The 15,058-nt window shown below is 68.6% G+C and carries 17 protein-coding genes; 11 read left to right on the forward strand and 6 right to left on the reverse strand.

Going from position 1 to position 15,058, the window contains the following annotated elements; genetic code table 11:
• The first annotated feature begins 62 nt into the window (after window positions 1-62).
• The 5 genes from ON34_RS13735 to ON34_RS13760 all read left to right on the forward strand — a co-directional run bounded on the left by ON34_RS13735 (window position 63) and on the right by ON34_RS13760 (window position 4,600).
• Entirely contained in the window at window positions 63-776 is a 714-nt protein-coding gene (locus tag ON34_RS13735) for an endonuclease/exonuclease/phosphatase family protein (protein WP_040779411.1), read from the forward strand.
• 64 nt (window positions 777-840) lie between these two features.
• Entirely contained in the window at window positions 841-1,560 is a 720-nt protein-coding gene (locus ON34_RS13740; RefSeq protein ID WP_051022524.1) for a formylglycine-generating enzyme family protein, read from the forward strand.
• Between the two features lie 293 nt (window positions 1,561-1,853).
• Window positions 1,854-2,375: a hypothetical protein gene (locus ON34_RS13745; RefSeq protein WP_040779413.1), complete on the forward strand. Its 522-nt coding sequence runs from the start codon at window positions 1,854-1,856 to the stop codon at window positions 2,373-2,375.
• A 436-nt stretch (window positions 2,376-2,811) separates the two neighbouring features.
• Window positions 2,812-3,396, forward strand: coding sequence for a copper chaperone PCu(A)C (locus ON34_RS13755; protein ID WP_083889406.1), 585 nt, complete (start codon window positions 2,812-2,814; stop codon window positions 3,394-3,396).
• On the forward strand, window positions 3,389-4,600 hold the full coding sequence (locus ON34_RS13760; protein WP_040779418.1) for a Dyp-type peroxidase: 1,212 nt from the start codon (window positions 3,389-3,391) through the stop codon (window positions 4,598-4,600). The genes ON34_RS13755 and ON34_RS13760 overlap by 8 nt, the downstream gene beginning before the upstream one ends.
• Before the next feature lie 100 nt (window positions 4,601-4,700).
• Here the strand turns inward: ON34_RS13760 and ON34_RS13765 are convergent, their stop codons facing one another.
• Entirely contained in the window at window positions 4,701-5,288 is a 588-nt protein-coding gene (locus tag ON34_RS13765; RefSeq protein WP_040779420.1) for a TetR/AcrR family transcriptional regulator, read from the reverse strand.
• 124 nt (window positions 5,289-5,412) lie between these two features.
• On the opposite strand from ON34_RS13765, the gene ON34_RS13770 reads away from it, so the two are divergent.
• Window positions 5,413-6,732 carry a lipase family protein gene (locus ON34_RS13770; protein WP_157172297.1) on the forward strand — a complete coding sequence of 440 codons (1,320 nt, stop codon included), beginning with the start codon at window positions 5,413-5,415 and terminating at the stop codon, window positions 6,730-6,732.
• 522 nt (window positions 6,733-7,254) lie between these two features.
• Window positions 7,255-8,493 (forward strand): alkane 1-monooxygenase, encoded by a 1,239-nt coding sequence (locus tag ON34_RS13775; RefSeq protein WP_051022529.1) that lies wholly within the window; start codon window positions 7,255-7,257, stop codon window positions 8,491-8,493.
• A 9-nt stretch (window positions 8,494-8,502) separates the two neighbouring features.
• Here the strand turns inward: ON34_RS13775 and ON34_RS13780 are convergent, their stop codons facing one another.
• Both ON34_RS13780 and ON34_RS13785 read right to left on the reverse strand, forming a co-directional pair.
• Entirely contained in the window at window positions 8,503-8,808 is a 306-nt protein-coding gene (locus ON34_RS13780) for a hypothetical protein (protein ID WP_040779425.1), read from the reverse strand.
• A 162-nt stretch (window positions 8,809-8,970) separates the two neighbouring features.
• On the reverse strand, window positions 8,971-9,555 hold the full coding sequence (locus ON34_RS13785; RefSeq protein ID WP_040779426.1) for an HdeD family acid-resistance protein: 585 nt from the start codon (window positions 9,553-9,555) through the stop codon (window positions 8,971-8,973).
• A gap of 212 nt (window positions 9,556-9,767) precedes the next feature.
• On the opposite strand from ON34_RS13785, the gene ON34_RS13790 reads away from it, so the two are divergent.
• Window positions 9,768-10,754 carry a glycosyltransferase family 9 protein gene (locus ON34_RS13790; protein WP_040779427.1) on the forward strand — a complete coding sequence of 329 codons (987 nt, stop codon included), beginning with the start codon at window positions 9,768-9,770 and terminating at the stop codon, window positions 10,752-10,754.
• A 41-nt stretch (window positions 10,755-10,795) separates the two neighbouring features.
• On the opposite strand, the gene ON34_RS13795 is transcribed toward ON34_RS13790, so the two are convergent.
• The gene (locus ON34_RS13795) at window positions 10,796-11,113 is read right to left on the reverse strand and encodes an ArsR/SmtB family transcription factor (protein WP_040779428.1); all 318 of its coding nucleotides are present in this window, start codon (window positions 11,111-11,113) and stop codon (window positions 10,796-10,798) included.
• Window positions 11,114-11,296: 183 nt separating this feature from the next.
• Here ON34_RS13795 and ON34_RS13800 point away from each other — a divergent pair, with 183 nt between their 5' ends.
• Both ON34_RS13800 and ON34_RS13805 read left to right on the forward strand, forming a co-directional pair.
• Window positions 11,297-12,010: a M23 family metallopeptidase gene (locus ON34_RS13800; protein ID WP_083889408.1), complete on the forward strand. Its 714-nt coding sequence runs from the start codon at window positions 11,297-11,299 to the stop codon at window positions 12,008-12,010.
• A gap of 233 nt (window positions 12,011-12,243) precedes the next feature.
• Window positions 12,244-13,299 (forward strand): hypothetical protein, encoded by a 1,056-nt coding sequence (locus ON34_RS13805; RefSeq protein ID WP_051022531.1) that lies wholly within the window; start codon window positions 12,244-12,246, stop codon window positions 13,297-13,299.
• Here ON34_RS13805 and ON34_RS13810 read toward each other — a convergent pair.
• Window positions 13,271-13,597: a hypothetical protein gene (locus tag ON34_RS13810; protein ID WP_083889409.1), complete on the reverse strand. Its 327-nt coding sequence runs from the start codon at window positions 13,595-13,597 to the stop codon at window positions 13,271-13,273. The genes ON34_RS13805 and ON34_RS13810 overlap by 29 nt on opposite strands.
• A 241-nt stretch (window positions 13,598-13,838) precedes the next feature.
• Between ON34_RS13810 and ON34_RS13815 the strand changes: the two genes are divergently transcribed.
• Window positions 13,839-14,174: an RNA polymerase-binding protein RbpA gene (locus ON34_RS13815; protein ID WP_040779429.1), complete on the forward strand. Its 336-nt coding sequence runs from the start codon at window positions 13,839-13,841 to the stop codon at window positions 14,172-14,174.
• Window positions 14,175-14,249: 75 nt separating this feature from the next.
• Here the strand turns inward: ON34_RS13815 and ON34_RS13820 are convergent, their stop codons facing one another.
• The gene (locus ON34_RS13820; RefSeq protein ID WP_040779512.1) at window positions 14,250-15,032 is read right to left on the reverse strand and encodes an ABC transporter permease; all 783 of its coding nucleotides are present in this window, start codon (window positions 15,030-15,032) and stop codon (window positions 14,250-14,252) included.
• Window positions 15,033-15,058: the final 26 nt, after the last annotated feature.

Below are 15,058 nucleotides of genomic sequence, written 5' to 3' on the forward strand. Positions count from 1 at the left end.
CTGCCCTGCTCACACCGCCCACGCCGCAACCGGTTCCACCCCGGTCACCTACCATCGCCAAGGTGATCACGGTGGCCAGTTGGAACGTTCTGCATCGCGTCCATGCCGAGAACTGGTATGAGGACGTGACGACGCGATGGCCGGACGAGGGCGCGCGGATCGCCGCGATCACCGCGCGCGTCGCCGAACGCACCGAGCGGATCATCGCGCTGCAGGAAGTCAGCGGAGACCAGTTGGCCAGCCTGCGCATGGCCTTACCGGACAGAACGATGCACGCCATGCGGTACCAGCGTCTGCCGACGCCGCGGCGCGTGCCCAGTTCGCTGCTCGACGGTGGCGAGTACCTGGTGGTACTCACCGCGGAGCCGAGCAGGGAACTCGCCGCCGAATCGTTCGCGCAGGATCAGGGCAAGGGCGCGCTCGTCGTCGACGCGGGCGGACTGGTGGTGATCGCCACGCATGTGACCGGCGACCGGCGGCGCGCGCAGCAGCTGACCCGGCTGGCCGAACTCGCGACCGCGGCACCGGGACACGCCACCGTGCTGCTCGGCGATTTCAACACCGATCGTGCGACGGTCGCCGACGGGTTGGGCGACGGTTTCGTGGTCGCCGAGTGCGTCGCCGATGCGCTGCCGACTCGTCCGCGTGCGTCGGGGGCGAAGTCCCAGCACATCGATCACGTGGTCGTGCACGGCGCGACCGTCACGGCGGCGTCGGTCGACGACGTGGGTGGGGTGTCCGATCACAACCTCGTCCGCGCGGCCGTCATGATCTGAGCCGTTCGGGGCACAGGCACGTCACCGGCCGCGCCCCACCGGACATCGGTAGGCTGGCCGCGAGATGACTGTTCCCTCCCCGCGCGCCGACGCGATCCCTCTCCACATGATCAGCCTCCCCGCAGGGCACATCGAACTGCGCGACGAGAGCAAGAAGACCAGCAGGGCGGTCGAGGTGGCCGCTTTCGACCTGGCGCCGCACCCGGTCACCACCGGGCTCTTCGCCGCGCTGCTCGGCATCGCGCCGCCGGACGAGGCCACGGCGCGCCTGCCGGTCACCGAGATCTCCTGGACGAAGGCCGTCCGGTTCTGCAACCTGCTCTCCGAGGCCAGCGGGGTCACGCCCTGCTATGCGATCAGCGACGATCCCGACGCGCTCGACGTGACCTGTGATCCGGCGGCCGATGGCTACCGACTGCCCACCGAGGCCGAATGGGAATACGCCTGCCGCGCAGGCTCCGTCGCCGTGCGTTATGGCGATCTGGACGAGATCGCCTGGTATCGCGAGAATTCCGGCGGCGCTGTGCATCGGGTGGCGACCAAGGCGCCGAACGCGTGGGGCCTCTACGACATGATCGGCAATGTCTGGGAATGGTGCTGGGATGTCTACGATCCCGAGGTCTACGGCCCATACCGGGTGTTCCGCGGCGGCGGGGCCTTCGACCTGCCGCGCAGTTGCCGTGCGGCGTGCCGCCGCAAGAGTCACCCGACCTTCCACATCGACGACCTCGGGTTCCGCGTAGCTCGCAACCGCACCGGCGGACAGTCGGATTTGTCGGCGTGATGAGCGAAAAGCATTGCGTTCCACATGCAGCCTGGTCTTGTTACAGCGCGAGTCGCGGGCGGATCGCCCACTCGGACGCGTGAGCCCGGAACGGGCCAACCCTTCGATCGCGACAGCTCGACATATGCGACCGGATGCGCGATCGAGCGGCATCTGAATCCGTAATGGCCGACACTGCATCGCTATTCACGGCATCGATGATCTGAGCCAGCCGAAGCGTGCCACGACAGGCGCCGCGGGCGCGGCCTGGATCCGATGCGGACATTCGCTACGACAGGAAGTAGTATGGGCCGGTGCGAAATCCGGCGGATGTGGCGACGCGGCTGCGCGGCGCGTTCGTCGGATCCGCGGCCGGGGCGGTGAGCATCGCGGCGCATGCCCTCGGCGGTGGAGCGATGTCCCCCGGGGCTGCGCCGATCGCGGTGTTGATCCTCGCGTGCGCGGCGGTGGGCGTCCTGGTCGGCGCGCGACCGCACCGGCGCGGGCTCGGCGAGATCACGGCAATGCTGGCGATCGGGCAGACCGTCGCACATCTGGCGCTGACTCTGTCCGCCGCACATCAGCACGACGCTTCCTCGGTAATGCTCGGCGCGCATCTCGCGGCCATCCCGATCGGCGCGCTGCTCATCCACGCCGCCGAACGGGCGGTGTTGCAAGCGGCATCCGACATCCGGCACACGGTGCGCATCCTGGCCGTCGGTCCCACCGCACCTGCCGGATTCCGCTCGCCCGTGATCGACCGCGCTCTGCCCTGGCCGCGGCGCCTACTGCTCGGTTCGGGCTCCGGCCTGCGCGGCCCCCCACTCTTCCGCTGACTTCCTGCGCTGCCGGTGCACGTCAGGTCTTGCCGCCCAAGGCTTTTCGTGGTCGGCCGGACACGGCTGAGCTCGAGCCCCAGCACGTTTGCCGCCCGAGACATCGCTACCTCCGTTCGGCATCGCGCAACCCACCGATCGGACTGCGCGCGCTATGCCACAGCACGAAGAGCGGTGTGTCGCAAGGTCACCTGACCGGGCCGCGGTCGACGGTCAGCGTTCGTATTCACCGAACGGCGCTACGGCCAGCGAAATCGGACGCACGTGGACGTTCGGTGCCATATCGGCACGCGACTCACCGCGCGGACAGGCACTGACCGATCTTGTGAACCCGCCGCCATCGAGCGGTCCGGGCTGGGCCGAACACGGCACGAGACGACAGCGGACCTCGGTCATCGGCGCAACCACCACCACATCTCATATCTTCGGAGTTTCCATGCCCACCAACACTTTCGACCCACCGCACGTCGTATCGCGCACCGCTCGCCTCCTGCGCGGCGTGGCAGCCGCCGCGGCGGTGCCGTTCCTCCTGGTCGCCTGCTCGTCGAACGACAAGACGCAGGCCGCGTCCTCCACCGACGCCGTGACCATCGCCGATCAATGGGTCAAGGCGGCCGAGGGCGGGATGTCGGCCGCGTTCGGCGACCTGACCAACACCGGCGACACGCCGCGCACCGTGGTGTCGGCGACCAGCCCCGCCTCCAGCCGGATCGAGTTGCACGAAGTGGTCACCGACGCGAACGGAACGAAGACCATGCGACCCAAACAGGGCGGCTTCGTGATTCCGGCGCACGGCCAGAAACAGCTGCAGCCCGGCGGTGACCACATCATGTTCATGGATCTGCACGGACCGCTGCGCACCGGCTCGGCGACGTCGGTCACCCTGACCTTCGACGACGGCTCCACCACGACCTTCACCGCCCAGGTGCGCGACTTCTCCGGCAACCAGGAGAATTACGTGCCCGACCACGCGGACGGCGCACCGCATGCCGGCGCGCAGACCCCCTCGCACGGTGGCTGAGCGGAACGGATCGCGACCCAAAGGGATCAACCGGCGGCGTCTGCTGGGCGGCGGCGCCGCCGCGGCCGGCGCCGCCGGGATCGGACTCGGCGCGGCGGCGCTGACCGGGACGCGAGAATCCGGAATCGCACGCGAGGCCGCGACGGTACCGTTCTACGGACCGAACCAAGCGGGTATCGCCACTGCCCCCCAATCGCACGCGGCATTCGTCGCGTTCGATCTGAAGCCGGGCACGCGGCGCGACGACCTCGTCGGCCTGCTGAGAATCTGGACCGACGACGCCGCCCGGCTCACCCAGGGCCGTCCCGCGCTCGCCGACACCGAACCCGACCTCGCCCGGCGCCCCGCGCGGCTCACCGTCACGGTGGGTTTCGGGCCCGCCGTGTTCACGGCGGCAGGGCTCGAACAGCTGCGGCCGTCCTGGCTGCGGCCGTTGCCGCCGTTCGCCATCGACCGGCTCGAACCGGCCTGGACCGGCGGCGATCTGCTGCTGCAGATCTGCGCCGACGAGGTGACCACGGTGTCGCATGCGGTGCGCGTGCTGTGCCGGAGCGTGTCCTCCTTGGTGGCCGTGCGCTGGGTGCAGCGCGGATTCCGCGATGCCGCGCCGGGGACGACGCCGCGCAATCTGATGGGTCAGGTGGACGGCACCGCGAATCTCGCGCCGGACACGCCCGAGTTCACCCGCCTGGTGTGGGACGACGGCGCGACCCTGCCGTGGCTGGCCGGCGGTACCTCGTGCGTGCTGCGGCGGATCGCGATGGCGCTGGACACGTGGGATGAAATCGATCGGGAGGAAAGGGAACTCACCGTCGGACGCACCCTCGCCAACGGCGCACCGCTGACCGGGACCGACGAGTTCGACGAGCCGGATTTCACCGCCGTGGATTCGAACGGCATTCCGGTCATTCCGCCGTCGTCGCACATCGCTCGCGCCCATCACACGCACGACGGCGAACGATTCCTCCGGCGTGGTTACAACTACGACGACGCACCAGCGCCCGGTCGCATCTCGAACTCGGGCCTGCTCTTCGCCGCCTACCAACGCGACGTGGACTCCCAGTTCCTGCCGGTCCAGCGCCGTCTCGCGGAGTTCGACGCGCTCAACGTCTGGACCACGCCGATCGGATCCGCGGTGTTCGCGCTACCGCCCGGAGTGCCGTCGCGGGGTGGCTATCTCGGGCAGCAGCTTTTCGAGGCCTGACAGATTACAGCGGCCATGCCGAGTAAATGCGCGACGACCAAAATATCGTTTCGGCCACCTGGTGTTTCAGGCGATAGAACGCGGATATCCACCGACGGTGTCAGCTGTCCCGAGACAGTCCGGCGATCGCGCGCAGCGCGGAAATCATTCCGGTAACCGGAATGCCGGGATCGATCGACCGGAACAGGCCCAGCCCGACACCGAGCGCCAGCACAGCGACGGCGGCCTCGGCCGTCGGCACCTGGGTGTCGACGTCCTCGGTCGTGCGCAGGGCGGTGCCGATCATGCCGACGATGGCACCGAGCCGGGTCGCGAGCTCGGCGCGCAGCTGGCGATTGCGCCGCGCGTGCACACTGAACTCCAGTTCCAGCTGTGTCCAGTTCGGATCGCCGATGACCCGCTCGGCCCATTCCGCGAGCCGTCGCAGACGCTCCGCGGTCGTCGGCGCGGCGATGATGTCGGCGATCTCGGCCGCACGTTCGCCGTGAATTTCGTCGAGCACGGCCAAACACAGTTCGTCTTTGGTGCGGAAGTTCGAATACACCGCCCCTTTGGTGAAACCCGCGGCCTCGGCGACCTTATCGATGCTCGTGGCCTGATAACCCTCGTTCAGGAACAGTCGCTTGGCGGTGGCGATCAGCACCGCGCGCGTCTGTGCCTGACTCTGAGCTCGAGTCGGCCGATCCACCGGCCCATATTCCTGAAGCCGCCGACTCTCATCCTGATTCGCAGACAACCGATATCCCTTCAGATACTCTCAGTATCCGATTGTAGATGCCAGCGGTATCCCAAATCGCAGGAAGGATCGAATCGTGAGGAGCCGATTAGGCAAAGTCGCCGCAGCTTTGACGGGAACCCTCCTCGTGGTCGGAGGCGGCGCGATCTCTGCACCACACGCATGGACGCAGCCGGCCGCGGAAGCCGCCGCTGATTTCTACCTGCCGCCCGTGCCGCTGCCATCGTCGGTGCCCGGCACGATCATCCGCACCGAACCGTCGCATCTGGCGCTGTCGATCCCTGGCGGACCCGGAGCGATCCCGGCGACGGCGACGCGGGTCATGTACGTCAGCAGCGATACCCACGACGCACCGACCGCGGTGGTGGGAACGTATCTGGAGGCATCCCAGCCGTGGACCGGCCCGGGCGAGCGCCCGCTGGTCTCCTACGCAGTCGGCACGAAAGGACAGGGCGATCAGTGCGCGCCCTCGAAGTTGCTGGCGCAGTTCGTCCAGTATCAGCCTCCGCTGGACGTCATCGTCGAATATGACGTGCTGGCGATCTACACGCTTCTCGCCCGCGGCATGTCGGTCATGGTGACCGATTACCACGGCCTGGGCACGCCCGAGGTGCACGACTTCTTGAACCGCAAAGCGCAAGCTCACGCGCTGTTGGACGGCGCGCGTGCCGCGCTGCAACTGCCCGGGACCAGCCTCGGGGGCAACGCGCCGGTCATTCTCTACGGCTACTCGCAGGGCGGCATGGCCTCCGCGGGCGCGGCCGAACTGCAACCGAGCTACGCCCCCGAACTGAACGTACGTGGCGCCTACGTCGGCGGTCCGGTGGTGGACGACGAGTACTTCATCGGGCACAACGACGGCCGAGCCGCCATGGGGCCCGCCTTCGCCTGGATCCTCAACGGCATCGCCGCCAACTACCCGGAAACCCGCCCGGTGCTGGAAGCCGAACTCAACGACACGGGCAAGGCGATCTTGCGCGAAGCCCAGGACAAATGCGCCGTTCCGCTCGGACTTGCCCAGCTGCATCAATTCACGTCCCAGTGGACAACCAGCGGAGAACCTCTCACCGCGGTGATCGATCGGTCCCCGGCGCTGAGAGCGGCATTCGACGCACAGCGGGTCGGCACGCTCGCCCCGCGGGTGCCGGTACTCATCGCCTCCAGCCCGAACGACGAGGGAGCGCCGTATCCGCCCGTGCGCGACATGGCCGCGAGGTGGTGCGGTAGCGGGGCGCCCGTCCAGCTGGACTCGAACGCCGATATCCCCAGCGTCATCACGGGATTGCGGGTGACCCACGTGCTGGCCTTCTTCCCGTCCCTGGTGGCCTCGCAGGACTGGATGACCGCTCGACTCGCGGGCGAGCCCGCCCCGAGCAACTGCGCGGCGCTGCCCTAGTCCCGGGCTCTAGTTGCGCAGGCACGACCGACTCCGATACCGTCAGTATCCCAATCGGATGTACGGCCCGCGCATTGCTCGTGCCGAGCACGGCTCGTCGCAGCTGAGGTGGTGCCGTTGCCGGGTGCGGGTCGGCGTCAGATCCGACCCCGCACTCGGCAACCGAACCGGCCGAGCGCACCGAGGCGATCGCCCAGGCCCGCGGTGCGAAGCCAGCGAGATTCACCCCAATGTTCCGCCGGATGTTTCCGCGGCTGTCAGAGCCGACGGGTCGGTGCCGTGGTGCACCGTTCAGTGTTCGTTCGCTAGCTCGGAATTGTGAAGGGAGGGTCGAATGTCGGAGTTGGCTCACCGCCACCAAGCTTTCGGTGACCCTGCCGTCGAATCGACTTGGTGCGCATTCCCCACGCTGGCCGTCGCCGCGGGCCGAGGCCGCGGCGACGGGCGGACGACACAGATTCCGCATGCCGGCGCCGCCTGTCCGGCGGCGACGCATCGGACCGAAGCGCCGGAGCGAATCCGATGACGGTGCAGCGCAGTCTTTTTCGCGGAAATCGGGACAAGGCGGATCCGAAGCGCCCCCTGTGGGTGCTGAGTCTGCTGGCTCCGGGTTTCGGGCTGCTGCCGTCCCAGCTGGTGCTGCACACCGGAGCCGCGGTGTTCTGGTGGATCGAGCCGATCATCATTCTGATCGTGATCCCGGTGCTGGACTGGGCGATCGGTGAGGACGGCACCAATCCGCGCGAGGAAGACTACGAGGCGCTCTCCAACGACCGGTACTACCGGTGGTGCACGTATCTGTTCTTGCCCATCCAATTCATCGCTTTGCTGATCGCGGCCTACATGTGGGCCGGCGACGAGCTGAGCGGGGTCGACAAGCTGGGCTTGGCGGTCACCATGGGTTTCATGTCCGGAATCGGCATCAACGCCGCGCACGAACTCGGCCACCGGGTCGAACATCTCGAACGCTGGCTGGCGAAAATCGCGCTCGCGCAATCGGCTTACGGACACTTCTATGTCGAGCACAACCGGGGTCACCACGCCCGGGTCGCCACACCCGAGGACCCCGCCAGCGCGCGGCTCGGCGAGTCACTGTGGGCGTTCTTCCCTCGCACCGTCGTCGGCGGATTCCGCTCCGCGGTGCGCCTGGAACAAGAACGCTTGCAGCGCAAAGGGCTGCGCTGGTGGAGCAGTCGCAACAACCTCCTGCAAGCGTGGGCGATGACGCTGGCGCTCTTCGGTGCCCTGCTCGCCCTCTTCGGCTGGTCCATCCTGCCGTACCTGCTGGTCCAGGCGGTGATCGGCGCCGCGCTGCTGGAGACGGTGAACTACATCGAGCACTACGGGCTGCTGCGGCGGCGGCTGCCCAACGGCCGCTGGGCACGGTGCTCACCGGCCGACAGCTGGAACTCCGACCGCCTGCTCACCAACGTCGTCCTGTTCCACCTGCAGCGACACAGCGACCACCACGCCAATCCCGGGCGGCGCTACCAGACGCTGCGCAGTTCGCAGGAGGCACCGCAGCTTCCCGCCGGGTATGCCACCATGATCGTGCTCGCCGCCGTACCGCCCCTGTGGCGTCGCGTCATGGACCCCAAGGTGCTGGCCCACTACGACGGCGATGTCACCCGCGCCAACATCGCGCCCCGCAAACGCGGTCGGATCCTCGCCACGCACAAGCCGCCCACGGCGGCCCCGGCTTCGGGTCCGAACGGCAGCGTCCGCTCGGGCAGCTCGGACCCGTTCGCCAGGCGCTGGTGAAGCCGTCGGCTATCCGACGGAGATACTGCCACCCTTGGGCAGGTAACCGAGCTTCTCCACAGGCAGCTCACCGACCACCGTACCCGTGCAGTCCGGGCCGGAGTGCAGAGTGATGGGGCGATCCGTGAGGTTGCCGACGGTGACCTGGAGGGTGGAGAAGAAGGTGCCGTCGGTGTTCAGGCAGCCCACCGGGTCCACATGCGGCTCGCCGTTGATCGTCACCGTTCCGGTCGCGGCCTGCGCGGTCCCCGCCGACAGCACGGCAGCGGCCCCGGCCATGGCCAGCGCACCGACAAACCCAGCAGTACGAATCATTCGCGGCTCCAGTTCTTTCGATGCCGGCCAACCCCGAAGCCGACCTCTGGGAAAATGCGCCTGCGATTGTGTCACGAGTTGCACCAGGACCCAACCGCACTGGTCGCCGGGCATGCCTGGGCGGGCCGGGTGACCGTAGCTCCCGGCTCCGCCGGATCGGGGTCAGGCGGCCGCGGCGCGCAGGGTTCGGGCGTCGGTGCGAATCCCGAACGCCACGATGATCTCCATGATGCCGAGCACGATCAGCCACACTCCGGCCACGAGGGCCAGCGTGGCCACCGACCGCACCGGCCAGATGATCAGCACGACACCGGCGATCGCGGTCACGATGCCGAAGAACACCTGCCACCAGCGTCCCGGCAACCCGGGCTCGGAGATCGCGGCCATCAGCAACGCGATCCCGCGAAACAGCCAGCCGATGCCGATCCACAACCCGAGCAGCAGGATCGAGGCCAGCTCGTCGCGGAAACAGAACACGCCGATGACGATGGACAGCACGCCGACGATGAAGGACAGCACCCGGAAGCCGGTACTCGACGGCGCGCCGAACGCCGCCATCAACTGCAGGAAGCCGGTGACCACCAGGTACACGCCGAAGATGATGCCCGCGGCCAGCAGCGTGATATCCGGCCAGACCAGGATCAGGACGCCGAGGATCACCGCGAGGATGCCGGTGACCAAGACGGTTTGCCACGCACGGCGGGCAACAGACTGCAGAGGACCCTCTAGCACGCTGTTTGTCGTCATAACGTGATGCTATAGCTCGCCCGCTTCGGTTTACTGCACATTTGCTGACCGGAGTCGGCTGCGCCGAGGCAGGTGACGAGGCGGACGCGCCCGCCGTTCGCGTTTATCGCTCCGACCGGTCGGGTAGTCATCACTGAGTGACTCTTCGTGTACGCCCCTGGGGTGCAGCGGGTGGGTCGGGGTTCGGTGAGGCTCGGGGCTAGGAGAAGAGGGTGGCGGTTCTGCTCGTGCTGCGGGCACGTGGGCTGGGTGATCTACTCACCGCGGTCCCGGCTTTACGTGCGCTGCGCCGGGCCAAGCCGCACGACCGGATCGTCCTGGCCGCCCCGCAGCGGCTCAAGCCGATCGTCGACCTCATCACCTCGGTCGACGCCCTGGTGCCGACCGCGGAACCGGGCAGCCTGCGCTGGGACGGCCCGCCACCCGAACTGGCGGTCAACCTGCACGGCCCCAGCGCCGAAAGTCTCGTCACACTGGCCAAAACACAGCCCGGGCGCATCCTCACCTATCGCAACGCCGCCTTCCCCGAGTTGTCCGGCCCCGACTGGCAAACCGACATGCACGATGTCGACCGCTGGTGCCATCTGCTCGAATACGACGGCATCGGCGCGGATCGGCGCAACCTCGGCCTGCTTCCACCGGTCGCGACGACGAGCCACCGCGACTGCGTGGTGGTGCACGTGGGCGCGGGCGCACCGGCACGCCGCTGGCCCCCCGACCGGTTCGCCGCGGTCGTCCGGCACCTGCTGGTGCTCGGTCGCGAGGTGGTGATCACCGGCGACGAATACGAACGCGAACTCGCGCTGAGCATCGCCGCGCGGGCGGGACTGCCCGTCGGCCGGGTCCTCGCCGGGGAACAGAACCTCATCGAACTGTCGGCCACCATCGCCGAGGCCGCGCTGGTGATCTGCGGCGACACCGGCGTCGCACACCTGGCCACCGCGTTCGGCACCCGCACGGTCCTGCTCTTCGGCCCCACGCCACCCCGGTGGGGCGGTCCTCCCGCCCACCTGCTGGGCAGGCACGCGGTGCTGTGGGCAGGCCAAGTCGGCGACCCGGACGCCGACACTCCCGACCCCGGCTTGCTGCGCATCGGCGTCACCGAGGTGATCAATGCCGTCGACAACCAGCTGAGCAAACGGACTTTGCCCGGCACGGGCACCGAGCGCAGAGGCACTGCCTACCGCCGCGTCGGATGACCGCGGCGGACCGCCGTCTCCGCCGGGCCGGTTCGACCAGGTCAGGCGGTCTCCGTCGCAGCGGTGCGCAGTGCGGCGGAGTACGCCGCGATCGCGCTCGGCCAGAACTGTTCGAGGTAGTCGCGCGCATCGGCGAGGCCACGCGGGTCCAGTGAATACAGTCGGCGATTGCCTTCCGGCCGCACCATGACCAGCCGGGCCTCGCGCAGCACGCGCAGGTGCTGCGATACCGCCGAGCTGCTCACGCCGACCTCCCGCGCGAGTTGCCCGACCGAACGCGCCTGCGGCAACGCCTCGAAAATCGCGCGACGGGTCGGGTCCGCCAGCGCGGTCAGCGCGCGAACTCCATTAGTGGCCACTCACATAGTCTGAGTGCGCAGCGTTTCGCTGGTCAACTCGCCCGGCTGGACCATTTCCCCAGGTCGCTCCCGGAATAGCGGCGGACTGTTATCTCTCCGTAATACGCGAGCTGGGTGTTTATCCGCCCGTGACAGTTGCCACAGGATTGCGGGAGGTCCGCGGCACTCCCTTACGTTCGTTCTATGCCCGTGACCTTCCCGTTATCAATCCGTCGCGGCGCGACCCGGTTCCGCCGCCACCGCGCCGCCACCCGCCTGGCGGCCGTCTCCGCGATCGTCACCGCCTCGGTCGGCGTCCTCGCCGCCGCGCAACAGGACCAGGACACCGACGCTTCCGCCCGCCTCGTCGCGGGAAAGATCGCTTCGGGCGAAATCGCTCCGGCCCAGGGCCGAGCGCGATTCGCCTCCTTCCCCCTGCACGATGCCCCGGCGCCGCAGTCCGCTCCGGCTCCCGCGCCGTGGGACGCGAACCGCATCGCCCAGGAATTCGTCCGCCCGAAGACGGTCCGGCCCGTCGCCGGGGTACTCACCTCCACCTTCGGCACCCGCTGGGGCGAGATGCACGCGGGCTTGGACTTCGGCGACCCGCTCGGCGCTCCGATCTCCGCGGTCACCGACGGCGTCGTGATCGAGGCCGGTCCCGCCTCCGGCTTCGGCCTGTGGGTGCGAGTGCAACAGGACGACGGAACCGTGGGCGTCTACGGCCACGTCAACGAGATCCTCGCCGCCGTCGGTCAGCCGGTCCGCGCCGGGGACGTCATCGCGACCGTCGGCAACCGGGGCCAGTCCACCGGTCCGCACCTGCACTACGAGGTTCACCTGCCCAGCGGCGAAAAGATCGATCCCGCGCCCTGGCTGGCTGAACGCGGCATCGACGTCATGCGGCATCCGGGCTGACCGGACCCCCCTTCGCGAGACAATGAGGGGCTCGCGAACCGATTCGGTGACCCCTCCGTCACCCGCCGCCGGGCCGCGAACGCAACGCCGCGTTCGCGGCCCGGCGGCTTCTTCGATCCGCACGCGGCAGCTCTCCCGTAGCTGGAGCGGCGGCGCCTCGATACCGGGGTATGAGACACGAATACCGCTGCGGCGGGACGACCGCAGGGATCCCCGATTCCTACGTTCGGTCCATGCTCCCCACATATTCCGGCGTCGCGCCGAATCAACCGCGGCAGCACGGGTCCACGAACGCGCCGGTAGTCACGCGGCTGCACCGCCCACTGCTGGTGACGAGCGCCGCGATGGCCGCGCTCGTGCTGTTCTCGCTGGTCGCGATGCCTTTTGATGACCGCACGCTGCTCGGCGAATCGGTCTGGCTCAAGCCGATGAAGTTCGGCCTCGCGTTCTTTCTGTACGGTCTCACCCTTGCCTGGCTGCTGTCGTTGCCGCACAAGGGAAGTCGCGCTACCTGGTGGCTCGGCACGGTGTTCGCCGTGACGGGATCGGTCGACGTCGGATTCATCGTGGTGCAGGCGGCGCGTGGCACGTTCAGCCACTTCAACACCGAAGGCGATCCGGTGAACTCGATCGGCCAGCTGGTGTTCGCCTCCGGCGTGCCCGGTCTGTTCTTCGCCAATCTGGTCATCGTGGTGATCCTGTCCTGGCAGCGGCTCGTCGACCGGCCGACGGCACGGGCCGTCCATGCCGGGCTGGCGCTGGCGGTCGTGGGCATGGCGCTGGGGTATCTGATGGGTTTCACCGGGAAACAACTCGTCCGCGACAGCGAAGGCCGGGTCGTCGAACTGGCCGCGGGTCATACCGTGGCGCCCGACACCGGCGACCTCGCACCGCGCGACGCGATGGGCGGCATGCCGATCACGCACTGGAGCACCGTCGGCGGCGACCTGCGGGTACCCCACTTCGTCGGCCTGCACGGCATCCAGGTGCTGTTGCTCGTCTCGTTCGCCCTGGCCCGGCTCGCGCCGCGCTACCGCTGGCTGCGCTCCGAACGCGCCCGCGCGGCCGTCGTCGGCGTGCTGGCGGCCGGTTACTCCGGCCTGCTCGCCCTCGTCTTCTGGCAGGCGATGCGCGCTCAACCGCTGGTCCACCCGGACAGTGTCACGGCCGCCGCGGCCGCCGGGCTCGCCGCGACGGTCGCGGCGCTGCTCGCCGCGGTATATCGGCTCCACCGCGGCGGGCTACCGCCCGCGGAATCGATCAGCGCAGACGTTCCGCGTCGCGGGTGAGCTCGACCAAGGTCTTGCCGAGCGCCGCCAACTCCTCGGGCGTGGCCCCCTCGGCAATGGCCGTGGCGACATCCTCGGCGGCGCAGCGGGCGGCGAACCAACGGTCGGCCAGGTCGGCGGCCTCCTGGGCGCTGAGCACCACCGAATCGTCGGGAATCCCGGTTCCCTTCACGCTGTTGCGATGTTCGTAGGCGCGTTGGCGACAGGACTGACGGCAATACCGGCGGCGACGCCCGGCTTCCGACTCGACGATCTCCCGTCCGCACCACAAACAGGACAGCAAGCGGCTGCGCGACATGAGGCAGAACACTAATAGCTCGCGGCCCGCGATCCGCTCAGCGACCCCCACCGCAACCGGCGCGCGCCGGGCATGGCGAGCTCAGCGCGCCCGTGGCACTACAATGGAACGGTTCACCGCGGCCGCGTCGGGAACTATCGGCGCAGGCCCGATCGTTGCACAGTAGGTCCAGCGAGCGTGCCCGCTCGCGCGGACACGGTCGCAGCGCACGAAGACTCGAGCACACAGGGAGAGGCACACCATGGCAGATCGCGTACTCCGAGGCAGTCGGCTCGGAGCGGTGAGCTACGAGACCGATCGCGACCACGACCTGGCTCCGCGCCGGATCGCCCGGTACCGGACCGACAACGGCGAGGAGTTCGACGTACCGTTCGCCGACGACGCGGAGATCCCGCCGACCTGGCTGTGCCGCAACGGTCAGGAAGGCGTCCTGATCGAGGGCACCAGCCAGGAGACCAAGAAGGTCAAGCCGCCGCGCACCCATTGGGACATGCTGCTGGAGCGGCGCAGCAAGGAGGAGTTGGAGGAACTGCTCAAGGAGCGCCTCGAACTGCTCAAGACGCGCCGCCGCGCCTGAGAACTCCATCGGCACGACACGGCCGCCGCATCCGACGATGCGGCGGCCGTTCGCTGTCGGGTCATCGTGCCGCGGTCAGCGGCTGGCCACCTTGCGGTAACGCAGCAGCGCCAGCGGCACGGCCACCGCGAGGATCGCCACCGAGCAGGCCACCGCGTACTCGACGCAGTGATCGGCCGCCCAACCGGTGGGCGGGACGAAGGTGGGCGGAGAACCGTTGTCGAACAACGTGCGCCCGGACGCCGACACCGCAGTGATCGGATTCCATTCCGCGATCGTGCGCAGTGGGCCGGGCAGTGTCTCGGCCGAGATGAACGCCGAGGAGATGAACGTCAGCGGGAACAACCAGATCAGCCCGGCGCTCTGCGCCACCTCGACGGTCGGCGACAGCAGGCCCGTCAGCGCGCCGACCCAGGACATCGCGAACGCGAACAACAGGATCACCGCGAACGCCAGCACGGCGTCGGCGACGCCGCCGTGGATGCGCCAGCCGACCACGTATCCGCACCCGACCATCACGGCCAGACTGAGGATGTTGACCACCAGATCCGACAGCGTGCGACCCATCAGCACGGCCAGCCGCGACATCGGCAGCGCCCGCATCCGGTCGATGATGCCCTTCTGCAAGTCTCCGGCCAGGCCGACGGTGGTGAACGCGGCGTTGAACGCGACCGTCTGGGTGAAGATGCCGGCGAGCAGGAATTCCCGATACTGGCCGCCGCCGAGCGAGGCGCCGAAGATGTAGGCGAACAGGAACACGAACATCAGCGGCTGGATCGTGGCGGTCACCAGCAGCGTCGGCACGCGCAGGATGGTCAGCAGGTTGCGGTGCGCGACGATCGCGCTGTCCCGGAACAACCGCAGCCGCGGTCCCGGAACCCCTT

The sequence above is a fragment of the Nocardia pneumoniae NBRC 100136 genome (assembly GCF_000308755.1).
Classification (GTDB): Bacteria; Actinomycetota; Actinomycetes; order Mycobacteriales; family Mycobacteriaceae; genus Nocardia; species Nocardia pneumoniae.